Origin of the sequence: Streptomyces sp. NPDC048171, from assembly GCF_043202655.1 — a bacterium.
Lineage (GTDB): Bacteria > Actinomycetota > Actinomycetes > Streptomycetales > Streptomycetaceae > Streptomyces.
The window spans coordinates 320,205-332,767 of the sequence record NZ_JBIDAU010000007.1; the positions used below are offsets into that span (position 1 = coordinate 320,205).

A 12,563-nucleotide genomic window follows, 5' to 3' on the forward strand; every position below is an offset into this window, starting at 1 on the left:
GTTTCACTCCGCACGGCGATCCGGGAAAGATACTTTCAGCTTCGGTGGCGGGAGACTCTTCGATGGCCGGACAGGCGACCAGCGGATTCACACGGCGTCAACTGGGCGCCGGCGCCCTGGCCCTGGGCGGTGCCCTGGCCATCGCCCCGTTCGCCGCCGGTCCGGCCGAGGCGGTCGCGGAGGGGGGCCGCCGGCCCACCCTCCGACGCGGCTCCGCCGAACGGGCGGGGCTGCTCCCGGGTCATCTGCGACGGCTCGTCAGCGACGCGGAGACCTACCTCGGGCCCTCTCCCCAGCACCCGTGGTACGCGGGCGCCGTGCTGCTGGCCGGCCGGGGCGGCACGGTCGCGCTGCACGAGCCGATCGGCATGGCGGTGCGCTACCGGGCGTACGACGAGGCGACCGACACCGGCGTCGAGTTCCCGGCCGCGGAGCAGATCCCGATGGCCGGCGACACCGTGTTCGATCTCGCGTCCATCTCCAAACTGTTCACCTCGATCCTCGCCGTGCAGCAGCTGGAGCGGGGTGCGCTGGAGCTGGAGGCGCCGGTCGCGTCGTACCTGCCGGACTTCGGGCGGGCCGGGAAGCAGGACGTGACGGTCCGCCAGCTGCTCACGCACACCTCCGGGTTCCGGGCGTGGATCCCGCTGTTCAACGCGCCCACCTACGAGGAGAAGGTGCGGCTCATCTACGACGAGGTCCCGGTCGGCGCGCCGGGTACGGCGTACCTGTACTCGGACCTGAACATGATCTCGCTCCAGCTGGTGCTGGAGAAGGTCACCGGCCGCGCGCTGGACGTCCTGCTGCGCGACGAGATCACCCGCCCTCTGGGCCTGCGCCGCACCCGCTACAACCCGCCCGCGTCCTGGCGTCCGTCCATCGCGGCCACCGAGGACGCCCGGCTGCCCTGGTCCGGCCTCGACCGCGGTCTGGTGTGGGGCGAGGTGCACGACGAGAACGCGTTCAGCCTCGGCGGCGTCGCCGGTCACGCCGGGGTGTTCTCCTGCGCGTGGGACCTGGCGGTACTCGGCCGCACCCTGCTCAACGGCGGTTCCTACGGCCGGGCCCGCGTCCTGCGGCCGGAGTCGGTGGAGCTGATGTTCACCGACTTCAACACGGACTTCCCGGGGGACGCGCACGGCCTGGGCTTCGAGCTGTACCAGCACTGGTACATGGGTGCCATGGCGACGCCGCGCACGGCCGGGCACACCGGGTTCACGGGCACCTCGCTGGTGCTCGACCCGACGACGGACTCGTTCCTGATCGTGCTCGGCAACTCGGTTCACCCGGTGCGCAGTTGGCGCTCGGGGTCCGCGCCCCGGGTGGCGGCCGGCACCCACCTGGCGCGGGCGGTGGCGGTCCGGCCCGCGCACGGGCGCACGGCGTGGTTCTCGGGCACGGCGAATTCCGCGACGGCCACGCTCACGCTGCCCGCGCTCGACACGTCGGCCGGGCGGGCGCGGCTGGGCTGCGACCTGTGGTGGGACACCGAACCCGGGTCGGACGCCCTCGTCCTGGAGGCCTCGACGGACGGCGGCGCCGCCTGGCAGCCCGTCCCGTTCACGACCACGCGGCGCGGAGACGGGCCCGTGGCGCACGAGGACGGCTCGGTCACCGGCTGGTCGGGGCGTGTCTGGCACCGGCTGACGGCGGCACTCCCGGCCGCCCGCGCGCTGACGCTGCGCTGGCGGTACACCACCGACCGGCTGTACGTGGGCCGCGGCGCGTACGTCGACGGGCTGCGGGCGGAGGCGGCGGGCGACGTCCTGTTCCACGACGCGCGCCCGGCGGACGCGGCGCGCGTCGAGACGGCGGGGTGGACGGCGTCGGCGGACTAGACGCCGGCCCCGCCGCTTCCGGAGCCTCAGTTCTGGGGCAGCGTGCGGCCCAAGAGGGGCAGCAGGCGGTCCCAGTGGCGCTGGAGGGCCGCGGGGTTGAAGGCGTCGGTGTCCGACATGGTGAAGCCGTGGACGGTGCCGGGGTAGATCTCCGAGGTGTAGTCGACTCCCGACGCGTCCAGGGCCCGGTTGAGCTCGCCGAGGGCCTCGGGCGTCAAGTCGCCCTCGGCGTGGCCGAAGTGGGTCTCGGCGGTGAGCTTGGCGAGGCCGTCCGGCCCGTCCGCTCCCACCGGCGCGTGGAACGCGGCGAGGGCGGCCACCTCGTCCGGGTGGGCCACGGCGGTGCGCGCCGCCAGGAGGCCGCCGAAGCAGTAGCCGGTCACCGCGACCGGTCCGCCGTCGGCCTCGGGCCGGGACCTGAGGAAGTCGAGGTAGGCGTCGGCGTCACTCAGGGCGCGCTCCGCGGTGTGGGCCTCGATCATGGGCATCAACTGGGCGAAGAGCGCGGTCCGGTGCTCGTCGCGGATGTGCTCGGGAAGTTCGACCACCGGCGTCTCGCCGTGCCGGTAGAAGATGTTGGGGACGAGCACGTAGTACCCGTGCCCGGCCAGGTACCCGGCCATCTCCCGCAGGACGGGACGGATTCCGAACGCGTCCGGGTACATCAGCACCCCCGGATGCCGCCCGCCGCTGTCGGGGAAGGCGGCGAAGGCGTCGGCCTGACCGTCCGCGGTGGTGATCCGCAGCGTCTTGATGGGCATCAAATCTCCTGTCGTGGATGTCCACAACGTAGTTCACCCGATGAGACGGACGGCAACCCGAAGGAGCCGGACCCGCGTAGGAGAACCGGTCCTCGGGGATCAGCAGCACGCCGACAGGCTGGGCGCACAGCACGCACGCTCAGTCCGCGGCGGCGACGCGGATGATCGTTTTGCCGGGGGTGCGCTTGGCGGGTGAGAAGGCGGAGACCGCCTCGGAGAGGGGCTGGACGGCACCGACGATCGGCTTGAGGCGCCCGTCCCGCAGTCGTTGGGCCAGGTCGGCCAGGCGGTTCCGGTCGGGTTCCACGACGAAGAAGACGGCGCGCCCGTCGCGGGGGTGGACGGTGACGGGCTCGGCGACGGTGACCAGGGTGCCGCCCGGCCGGACCAGTGCGGTGGAGCGTTCGAGGATCTCACCGCCGATCACGTCGAAGACCACGTCGACCTCGCCGACGCCCTCCAGCTTCTCGGACTCGAGGTCGAGGAACGCGTCCGCACCGAGGCCGAGGGCGGTGTCGCGGTCACCCGACCGGCCGGTGCCGATCACTCGGGCGCCCGCCTCGTGGGCCAGCTGCACGGCGATGGAGCCGACACCGCCCGCGGCTCCGTGGATGAGCACGCTCTGGCCGGTGGTCAGGCGGGCGTGGTCGAACAGGGCCTGGTAGGAGGTGAGTCCGGAGATCGGCAACGCGGCCGCCGTGACGTGGTCGACGTCGGCCGGGAGGGGCGCGAGGTTGCGGGCCTCGACCGCCGTGTACTCGGCCAGTGAACCGTTGCGGGCCCAGTCGGTCAGGCCGAACACCCGCTGCCCCACCGTGAGGCCGGTGGTGCCGTAGCCGAGTTCGGTGACCACGCCGGACAGCTCGTGGCCGGGCACGCTCGGCGCCCGGTCATGGCCGGCCCGGTCGGTCCAGGTGCTGGGCCAGTCCAGCTCGCCCGGAGTGAATCCGGCGGCGTGGACCTCCACGAGGACATCGTTCTCGGCGACGTGCGGGTGGGGCAGCTCGGAGTGGGTCAGACCGCCGACACCGGCGTCGCGGTCCTGGATGGTGATCGCTTGCATGAGGGGTTCCGCCTCTGTGTGCGAGAGGTTCGGGAAGCCGGCCACAGGACGCCTGACCAGCCCCGTTGTCCATCGGACTCCAAGCCTACGAAGCAGGAGGACCAAGTGCCTGGGCCAATCGCGCTCACTGCCGGTGGGCCACTTGCGCCGATCGGAGCGCGAACGCCGGAAGGCGAACGTCGCAGCGCGCTCGCGCGGCGGCCGCGACGGTGGGACCGGATGTGTCGCGAAGCCGCCCCCGGTGGTGATTCCGTCGGCGGCACCGGGGGCGGCGAGGGTTCCGAGGAGAGCCCCTCGACCCGTCCTTCCGCTGCCACGCGGAGGACGGATGCAGCTTCCCGGCCCGGTGACCGTGAGCGGCGCGGCTCGGTGGATCAGCGGGCCGGGAAGGCGTCGGGAGAACGGACGCGGTCACGGATCCAGGCTCCGGCGGGCTTCAGCGAGGAGGTGCCGGTCCACGGCCCGTTCCGGTCGCAGGTGCCGGTCTTGAAGACGGCACCGGAGCGCTGGTCGTCGGAGAAGTTCCAGTTCACCCAGCTGATCTTCTTGCTCGCCATGAGGTCGAGGTAGCGCTGGGACATGGCGAAGTCGTTGCTGCCCTCACCGGCGTAGTTCTGCGTGCCGAACTCGGTGACGAAGACCGGGACGGCGTCGGCGGCCCGGGACAGGGTCGCCAGGTACTCGTCACGGTGCGAGTACGCGTAGAAGTGGAACGTGTACATGATGTTGGCGGCGCGGACGGGGTTGTTGACCACCTCCGACTCGTCGGCGCCCTCGGAGACGCCGAACGAGGACCACGCGCGCGTGCCGACCAGGACCGGGGCGTCGGCGTCGACGGCGCGGATGGTCGGGATGATCTGCTCGGCGTAGCTCTTGACGCGGGACCAGCTCACGCCGCTGGGCTCGTTGGCGATCTCGTAGATGATGTTGTTCTTGTTCTTGTTGCGGTTGGCGATCTCGGTGAAGAACTGCCGGGCCTTGCTCAGGTTGGCGTGCGGGTCTCCCGGTGTGAGCATGTGCCAGTCGACGATCACGTACATGCCGCGGTCGGTCGCCTGCTGGACGAGGGAGTTCGCCAGGTCGGTGAAGCGCTTCGGGTCGGTTTCGTAGCCGCCCTCCTGCACATAGGTCGACACGCGCAGGACGTCCGCCTTCCAGTCCTGGGCGAGGGCGTCGAGCGAACCGCCGGTCAGGCAGTGCGGGTACCACTGGGTGCCGTGGCTGCTCATGCCGCGCAACTGGACGGGGTTGCCGCGGCTGTTGCACAGCTTGGTGCCGCAGACCCTGAGCTGGCCGTTGGCACCGACAGGGGTTTCCGCGGTGGGCGCGGCCGGCACCTGCCGTGCGGTGGTGGCACCGGCGCCGGGGGCCACGCCCAGGAGCAGGGCGCTGCCTACGACGCCTGCCGCCACAGTGGATCGCCATGAGGTGCGGTGTGCGTGCATACGTACTCCGTTCATGGGACTGTCTGATAGGAAACTTTCCTAACCACAGGGAAGCAAGCACCGCCCCTCCCATCAAGAGTGCCGACGACATCCGGCCGACACTTCATTCACAGCGCCCTGTGAATGAGACGCATCCACGGGAGGGCGCCTCGACCCGTCTTGACGCCCGGAGGGAGCGGCTCTACCTTCCCGTCAATCGGATTCACATCAGTAAGTCTTGGTCACACATGTGAATCACCATGAACCACGTCCAGGACACAGGAGGTCCCCCATGCGCACGCGCTCCCGCTCGCTGCTCACCTCCCTGCTCGCCGTGACCGGCGGGCTGGCCCTGCTCCCCACGCCGGCCCCGGCCCTCGGGTCGGCGGCCGTCATCGAGGTCTCCACCGCCGCCCAGTTGAAGTCGGCGCTCGCGGCGGCCGCGCCCGGCGACACGATCCGGCTCGCCGACGGCACGTACACGGGCAACTTCAAGGCCACCCGGGCCGCCACCGCGGGTTCCCGCATCACGCTCACCGGCTCGTCCAGGGCGGTGCTCACCGCCGGCGGCGGCTACGGCCTCCACCTGAACGCGGCCTCCTACTGGACGGTCCGCGGGGTGACGGTGACCGGCGGCCAGAAGGGCATCGTGATCGACGCCGCGCGCGGGGTGGTCGTCGACGGCGTGACGGTCCACGGCCTGGACATGGAGGGCGTCCACTTCCGCAAGTCCAGCGCGGACGGCGTCATCCGAGACTCACGCATCCACGACACCGGCAACGACGGGCGCGGCATGGGTGAGGGCGTGTACGTCGGCTCGGCGAACACGCTCTCCGACCGGAGCGACAACGTGCAGATACTGAACAACACCATCGGGCCCGACGTCGGCGGCGAGAACATCGACGTCAAGGAGGGCACCACCGGGACCCGGATCATCGGGAACACCTTCGACGGCGGCGGCCTCACCGGCGTCCACTACGACGACTCGTGGGTGGACGTGAAGGGCAACGACGTCCTGGTGGAGAACAACACCGGCACCCGGACCACGAACGACGGCTACCAGACGCACACCCAGCAGCCGGGCTGGGGCTGCGGCACGGTCTTCCGCAACAACAGGTCCGACCTGAGCGGCGCCGGCGGGTCCACCAGGCTGGCCGTCAACGTCACGAACTCCGGCTCCGGTTGCCGTACCACGGTGTACGCGAGCAACACCGTGACCGGCGGCCGGGGGCTGACCAACGTCGCCGTGACGCCGTGACACCGGCACCATGAGGGGGTGGCGCGGACCCCCTCATGGTGCTTCGCCCGGGGGCGGGCCAGGTCAGCCCGCTATGGAGTCCAGTTGCTCGGCGGCGGGGCGAAGTGCCCACAGATCGCCGCCGGGTGGCGTCTCCAGCAGGGGCAGGGCGCGCCGGGCGGCGCTGTCGCCGGCGTCCGCGGCCGCGTGCACGACGTCGCTCGCCGCGAACCGGTGGAACTCGAGCTCGGGGTGTGGCCAGGCCTCGCTGCCCGTCGCGGCGGGCAGCAGGTACCGCACCGCCGCGAACAGGCTCTGCCCCTCTGGTCCCCGGTGCGCCCACAGATCCACCCCGGCGTTCTCGCCGATCGCCGCGAGCCGGGTGTAGGCGACGAGGTCGAAGGTGGAGTAGTGCCAGCTCCTGGTCCTGGCGAGCTCCAGCGGCTGGCTGCCGTCCGCCGCGATCTGCTCGTCCACGCGCCTGGCGGCGGCCTCCCGCACGGTACGGCGGGCCAGTTCGCGGTCGCCCGTGGCGTACGCGAGTCCGGCCACCAGCATGTCGTAGAAGGTGCCGTGGTTGTTGGCGGCCGCGGCCTCCTGCTGTCCGAAGTCGCTGTTCCGCAGCCAGCCCAGGAAGTCGCTGTTCCACTCCCCCATCGCCTCCCGGTCCGCGCGCGTCCACGACGGCGCGCCCGTCTCCAGGAGGGCCACGGCGTCGACGACGGAGGTGTAGGACTGGGAGAAGTCGATGATGCCGATGGCCCGGCCGTCGTACTTGCAGGGGATGAACTGGGCGTGGTCCAGGTTGGGGTTCATCCGGGTGTCCGGGGAGAGGAACCAGGTCCGCAGGACGTCCGCCGCCTTCCGCGCGTACTGCCGCTCGCCGGTGTAGTACCAGGCGAGTGCCAGGTCGTACGAGGAGTCGAAGACCTTCTCCAGGTCCTGGCGGTCGGTCCCCGAGTCCACCTCGGGGTTCCGCTCGCCGTCGCGCTGGACGTACGGGCAGCCCCACGGGTTGCCGGCGGTCGGGGTCTGACTGGGCCACCAGTAGGGAGCCTGGCTCAGATAGTCGTGGACGTCACCGCCGGGTGCCGGTCGGGGCTTGTCGACGACGGTCCAGGGGCCCTGGTCGAGCCACCGGTCCGCCCTACGGGTCAACTGCCTTACGGCGGCACGCAGTTCACGGTCCCCGAGCGCGAGCCGGATCTTGGTGTACCGCATGCGTTCACCCGGCAGGACGGCGGTCCTGGGAGCGCGGGCCACCGCGTGGACCTCGGAGACCGCCTGCCCGGACATGACCGGCCGCGCGGACACGGCCGGGGCGGCCGGCCCGACGAGTATCACCGCCGCCAGCAGGGCCGTGATCGGTCGGAGTCGTCTACCAATCGCTCTCCGTTCATGAACATGAATGAGGTTCACGATTAAGGACGACGAGAGACTAGGTGCACCTTTCGGGTTTGGCAATGCGTCGCGCGTCGGGGCCGGTTCGGCCCGTGGTGGTGGCGCTTGTGACCGGATCAGCCGCCGGCCGTGCCGCGGCCCCGCGAAGTCGGGTACTCGTGAGTCATGGCCAGCCTGACCATCCACGCGGTGGGACCGATCGACGCCGACACGGCGTGGCGGCGGTATGCCCGGCTCGACGAGTGGGCCGCGTGGGCACCGCAGATCAGGTGTGTGCACGCGGACCGCCGCCTGCTCGTTCCAGGGCTCACCGGTCGGGTGGAGTCGGTGGCCGGGATCAAGGTTCCCTTCCGGGTCGAGGCGGTCGACGACGTCAGGCGTACGTGGTCCTGGCGGGTCCGGGTGGGGCCGGTGCGGATCCGGCTGCATCACGGGGTGCACGCCTGCGAGGGCGGCTGCCGCACCGACCTCACCATGAACGGGCCCGGGCTGGTACTGGCCGCCTACGCGCCACTCGCCCGCTTCGCCCTGCGACGGCTGGTGCGACGGTGAGGCAGGAGGTGCCGACGGCGCTGCGGCACTCCGTCACCACATGCCGGTCCCCGGCGCGCCCTTGAAGGGCCCCCGCACCTCAGCGGTGATCCAGCCACCGTAGAAGTCTCCCCTCTGCACGCCGACCACTTGGTCGCCTACCGTGCAACGGTCCATCCGCCCGGGGTAGAAGGCGAGGAAGCCGGCGATGCGCTCGTAACCCGGTGCAGGAGTGGGATAGCTCCATGCCGCACTGGAACGCCGGTCGTTCTCCACCAGAACGTCCCAGTACGTCGCCTCGCCCTTCCACTCGCACCAGGTGGGCGCCGTGGCCGCGGGGCGCAGGAGGTCGGTGGCCACGTCCGAGGGCGGTATGTAGAAGACCGGGGGGTGACTCGTTTCCAGTACCTGGACGGCCTGTCGCGTTTCGGCGACCACGAGCCCCGCGCACTCGACGCGGACCACACGACCGTCCTCCCGGAGTGCGGGCGGCCTGGGATAGTCCCACACGGACTCGGGTTCCAGGGAGGCGGAGGGGGCCGGACCTCCTCCGGGCGACGGATCCAGGTAGACCTGGTCCTCGTAGCACCACGCCCACTCCTCGCCGGGCGCCAGGGAACGCACCACCGGATGACCGCTGTCGTCGAAGTGCGCACTGGCGTGAGCGCCGGGCGAGCTGTCGCTGCACCCGACGTGTCCGCAGGTCAGACACTGCCGGAGGCCGATCCGGTGCCGCCCGCGCGCCGCGCACGGCAGGCACACCTCGCTGAGGGGGGCCGGCTCCGGGAACGCCGTTCGGGTGTGGGCGCACACACGGCCGTCCGGGCGGCCGCCGTCCTGACGGGGCTCCCACCGCGGCTCCGTCTCCGCCTGGCGCTGTGCCGTCGCCGCCTCCGTCCGATGCGGTCGGTTCCGGCTTTCCATCTCCGCTCCTTCCGACCGGGTCATCCCGGCTCACCGCTGCCCTCCCCCTGCTTCGCCTCTGCTCGCCGTGCCGGATGCGGTCGGCGGTCAACCACGACCGGCCGTCGCGCCTACGACGTCGTGGTCACCCGGCGCGGGGCCCCGCGGGGCGCCCTCAGGGCAGGGCCACGGGGTAGGGCTCGCCGAAGTCCGCCGAACGGCTGACCTCCTCCCAGGCTGCCGCCTCGGCCGTGCGGCGGCGGGAGTGGTCCAGGGCCATCGTCGCCGCGTTCACGCCGAGGGGAAGGTGGCCGGGGACCTCCTCGCGGCGGACGGTACGCACGATGATCTCGGCGGCCCGCCGAGGGTCCCCCGCCGCGCCGTCCGTGCTCCGGCGCACCCGGCGGTTCATCTCGCCGACGGTGGCGTCGTACGCCTGCGGGATGTCGTGGACCGTCATCGACGAGCCGGCCCAGTCGGTGGCGAAGCCGCTCGGCTCGACGACCATCACCCGCACGCCGAACGGCGCCGTCTCCGCGGCCAGGACGCGGCTGAAACCGTCGACCGCGAACTTGGCCGCCTGGTAGGAGGCGATGCCGGGGGATCCTCCGACCCTGCCGCCGATCGACGAGAACTGCACGACCGTGCCCGCCCCCTGGCGGCGCAGGGTGGGCAGGGCGGCCTTGGTGACGTTGTAGACGCCCCAGAAGTTGGTTTCGAACTGGGCGCGGAAGTCGGCGTCGTCCGAGGTCTCGATCGGCGACACGTTCGCGTACCCGGCGTTGTTCACGAGCACGTCGATCCGCCCGAAGCGGTCCACGGCCGCGTCGACCGCGCGGCGCGCGGCCTCGGGGTCGGTGACATCGAGGGCCAGGGGCAGCACGCGCTCGCCGTACGCGCCGAAGGTCTCGGTGAGGGCCTCGGGGCGGCGAGCGGTGGCCACGACCAGGTCACCCGCTTCCAGGGCGGCGGTGGCCAGCGCGCGGCCGAAGCCACGGGAGGAGCCGGTGATGAACCAGACCCGCCGCTCGCCGCCGGCCGTCGTCACGCTGCTGTTCATGGAGGTGTTCGCGTCATCACTCATACCCTTAGTGAAACACCGTTGCGGTATTAACGCAACATCGTTTCACTATCGGCTCCTATGATGGGCACATGACTGATCAGGCCGCCTTCCAGCGGGCCCGCAGCGTCCAGGCGAAGCAGGCCCGGGAGACCGCGATCCTCGAGGCGGCCCGCGCCCTCGGATCCCGGCGCGGCATCCGGGAGGTCACGCTCACCGACGTCGCCGCCGAGGTCGGCATGCACAAGTCGGCGCTGCTGCGCTACTTCGAGACGCGGGAGCAGATCTTCCTCGACCTCACCGCGGAGGGCTGGCGCGAATGGTCCGCCGCGCTGCGGGCGTGCCTCACGGCAAGTGAGCGGGCCGCGCCGACGGCGGTCGCCGAGGCCTTCGCCGCCACCCTGTCGGCACGGCCCCTCTTCTGCGACCTGCTGGCCCAGGCCCCGCTCAACCTGGAGCGGAACGTGTCCCTCGAAGCCGTTCGCACCTTCAAGCTCGGCACACTGGAGGAGGTCGCGCAGATCGGCGCCGAACTGGACCGGCTGCTCGGCCTGAGCGAGGAGCAGGCCGTCGACACGGTCGCGACCGCGACCTCCATGGCCGGGGCCCTGTGGCAGATGGCCACGCCCCGAGCGGCCCTGCGGGAGCTCTACGAGAGTGAACCGCAGCTGGGCCACGCGATCGTCGAGGTGGAGCCCCGGCTGCGCCGCGTCCTCACCGCCCTGCTCATCGGCATGAGCGACGACAGCGGCACCCGCACGAACTGATCCGCCGTCGTGGTCCGGAGGCGGCCCTTCGAGAACCCGGATCGGGGCAGGCTAAATGCCGAGGGCCGGGGCCGAGCCCCCATCGCGGAAAGGGGCCTGCCGTGTTCGAGGAGTTCGCCACCGAGACCGTGGACGTCGGTGAGGCATCCGTCTTCGTGCGATACGGAGGAGATGGGCCGCCCCTGCTGTTGTTGCACGGCCATCCCCGTACTTCTGCGACCTGGCACCGCGTCGCGCCCCTCCTGGTCCGGCGCGGCTTCACCGTGGTCTGCCCCGACCTGCGCGGCTACGGCCGTTCCCGCGGCCCCGCCCCCGCCGCCGACCACGCTCCGCACTCCAAGCGTGCCGTGGCCGGGGACATGACCGAGGTCATGCGAGCACTGGGGCACCGGCGCTTCGGGCTCGCCGGCCATGACCGCGGGGTGCCGGTGGCGCTCCGCCTCGTGCTGGACCACCCGGAGGCGGTGACCCGGGTGGCGTTCCTGGACGGGATACCCCTGAGCGAGCATCTGGCCCGCGCCGACGCACGGTTCGCCACCGCGTGGTGGCACTGGTTCTTCTTCGCCCAGCCGGAGATCCCCGAACGCGTCATCAACGCCGACCCGGACGCCTGGTACCGCGGCGACGCAGAGGTCATGGGGCAGGAGAACCACGACGAGTGGCGGTCCGCCACGAGGAACCCGGATGTCGTCCGCGCGATGCTGGAGGACTACCGTGCCGGGCTCACCGTGGACCGCCGCCACGAGGAGGAGGACCGGGCCCGGGGCACACGGATCCAGTGCCCGGTCCTTGTTCTGTGGTCACTCCGGGACGACCTGGAGGACCTGTACGGGGACCCGCGCGCCATCTGGCGCGACTGGGCCGAGGACGTGCGCGGCCAGGGCATCGACGCGGGGCACCACGTGGCCGAGGAAGCCCCCGGCCCGCTCTCCGCCGCCCTGGGTGACTTCTTCGACCGCTGATCCCTGGGGCCCGGCCTGCCACTCGACGCGGCCCGGACACTGTGATCAGCGTGTCCTGGCCGCCGTGCCCTCAGCAGATGTCGAGGCGATTGAAGTCGTAAGTGGCCTCGTCCGGAATCAGTTTGATCCGGCCGTCCGCGGGGATCTTGACGTCGAACCTGGGTCCCCAGAAGTGGACCTGGGCCCGATCCGTCTGGTTGTTGCGCACGGCGAGCGCGTCGATGAAGTTCGACAGCGACCGCGTGTCGCATTTGAACAGGTGGAAGACGCTGTGCCTGCCGTCGCCCTGCCCCACCGACACACAGGCGATTCCATCCGCCACGGAGCACGTGACCAGCGCCGCGTTGCGGTCGGCGCTCGCCACGTTCCGCTGTACCCACTCACCCGAGAACAGCGGGTAGATCTGCGGTGTCCACGCGGCCGTTCCGGCCTCGCCGTTCGACGCCGCCTGCGCCGGTACCTGCGCGGCCAGCGGAACAAGGGCCGTGGCGATCACCGTCGCGGCCATCGCGGCCGCCCTTGGCCTGAGACCTCTCGACTTCATGTGCCCTCCTCGTGCAGTCGCAATCGATGCGGCCGCTGCGACGGCGAGACGCGGTCACCGCGGCTGCTGCTC

Annotated in this window: 12 protein-coding genes and 1 pseudogene; 5 read left to right on the top strand and 8 right to left on the bottom strand. The window is 71.5% G+C overall.

What is annotated here, in order from left to right; genetic code table 11:
* The first annotated feature begins 62 nt into the window (after positions 1-62).
* Positions 63-1,838, top strand: a complete 1,776-nt coding sequence (locus tag ACGF3J_RS21565; protein ID WP_393854488.1) for a serine hydrolase — start codon at positions 63-65, stop codon at positions 1,836-1,838.
* 26 nt (positions 1,839-1,864) lie between these two features.
* On the opposite strand, the gene ACGF3J_RS21570 is transcribed toward ACGF3J_RS21565, so the two are convergent.
* The 3 genes from ACGF3J_RS21570 to ACGF3J_RS21580 all read right to left on the bottom strand — a co-directional run bounded on the left by ACGF3J_RS21570 (position 1,865) and on the right by ACGF3J_RS21580 (position 5,107).
* Positions 1,865-2,599, bottom strand: a complete 735-nt coding sequence (locus tag ACGF3J_RS21570; RefSeq protein ID WP_161326272.1) for a dienelactone hydrolase family protein — start codon at positions 2,597-2,599, stop codon at positions 1,865-1,867.
* A 139-nt stretch (positions 2,600-2,738) separates the two neighbouring features.
* Positions 2,739-3,662, bottom strand: coding sequence for an NADP-dependent oxidoreductase (locus tag ACGF3J_RS21575; protein ID WP_161326273.1), 924 nt, complete (start codon positions 3,660-3,662; stop codon positions 2,739-2,741).
* 374 nt (positions 3,663-4,036) lie between these two features.
* Positions 4,037-5,107 (bottom strand): glycoside hydrolase family 5 protein, encoded by a 1,071-nt coding sequence (locus tag ACGF3J_RS21580; RefSeq protein ID WP_161326274.1) that lies wholly within the window; start codon positions 5,105-5,107, stop codon positions 4,037-4,039.
* A gap of 271 nt (positions 5,108-5,378) precedes the next feature.
* Here ACGF3J_RS21580 and ACGF3J_RS21585 point away from each other — a divergent pair, with 271 nt between their 5' ends.
* On the top strand, positions 5,379-6,344 hold the full coding sequence (locus ACGF3J_RS21585; RefSeq protein WP_161326275.1) for a nitrous oxide reductase family maturation protein NosD: 966 nt from the start codon (positions 5,379-5,381) through the stop codon (positions 6,342-6,344).
* A 63-nt stretch (positions 6,345-6,407) separates the two neighbouring features.
* Here the strand turns inward: ACGF3J_RS21585 and ACGF3J_RS21590 are convergent, their stop codons facing one another.
* Positions 6,408-7,619, bottom strand: a complete 1,212-nt coding sequence (locus tag ACGF3J_RS21590; protein WP_161326282.1) for an alginate lyase family protein — start codon at positions 7,617-7,619, stop codon at positions 6,408-6,410.
* A 270-nt stretch (positions 7,620-7,889) separates the two neighbouring features.
* Here ACGF3J_RS21590 and ACGF3J_RS21595 point away from each other — a divergent pair, with 270 nt between their 5' ends.
* Entirely contained in the window at positions 7,890-8,276 is a 387-nt protein-coding gene (locus ACGF3J_RS21595) for an SRPBCC family protein (protein WP_161326276.1), read from the top strand.
* Between the two features lie 33 nt (positions 8,277-8,309).
* Here the strand turns inward: ACGF3J_RS21595 and ACGF3J_RS21600 are convergent, their stop codons facing one another.
* From ACGF3J_RS21600 to ACGF3J_RS21610, 3 genes and pseudogenes are all read right to left on the bottom strand, one after another.
* Positions 8,310-8,765, bottom strand: a complete 456-nt coding sequence (locus ACGF3J_RS21600) for a DUF427 domain-containing protein (RefSeq protein ID WP_346345941.1) — start codon at positions 8,763-8,765, stop codon at positions 8,310-8,312.
* A 60-nt stretch (positions 8,766-8,825) separates the two neighbouring features.
* Positions 8,826-9,068, bottom strand: a pseudogene (locus tag ACGF3J_RS21605) (UBP-type zinc finger domain-containing protein); the annotation flags it as partial.
* 265 nt (positions 9,069-9,333) lie between these two features.
* Positions 9,334-10,242 (bottom strand): SDR family NAD(P)-dependent oxidoreductase, encoded by a 909-nt coding sequence (locus ACGF3J_RS21610; RefSeq protein WP_237552279.1) that lies wholly within the window; start codon positions 10,240-10,242, stop codon positions 9,334-9,336.
* 68 nt (positions 10,243-10,310) lie between these two features.
* Between ACGF3J_RS21610 and ACGF3J_RS21615 the strand changes: the two genes are divergently transcribed.
* Positions 10,311-10,985 carry a TetR family transcriptional regulator gene (locus ACGF3J_RS21615; RefSeq protein WP_393854489.1) on the top strand — a complete coding sequence of 225 codons (675 nt, stop codon included), beginning with the start codon at positions 10,311-10,313 and terminating at the stop codon, positions 10,983-10,985.
* 101 nt (positions 10,986-11,086) lie between these two features.
* Complete coding sequence (locus ACGF3J_RS21620) at positions 11,087-11,947, top strand: alpha/beta hydrolase (RefSeq protein ID WP_161326279.1); 861 nt, start codon at positions 11,087-11,089, stop codon at positions 11,945-11,947.
* A 70-nt stretch (positions 11,948-12,017) separates the two neighbouring features.
* Here ACGF3J_RS21620 and ACGF3J_RS21625 read toward each other — a convergent pair whose 3' ends face one another.
* Positions 12,018-12,455 carry a hypothetical protein gene (locus tag ACGF3J_RS21625; protein ID WP_161326280.1) on the bottom strand — a complete coding sequence of 146 codons (438 nt, stop codon included), beginning with the start codon at positions 12,453-12,455 and terminating at the stop codon, positions 12,018-12,020.
* Between the last annotated feature and the right edge of the window lie 108 nt (positions 12,456-12,563).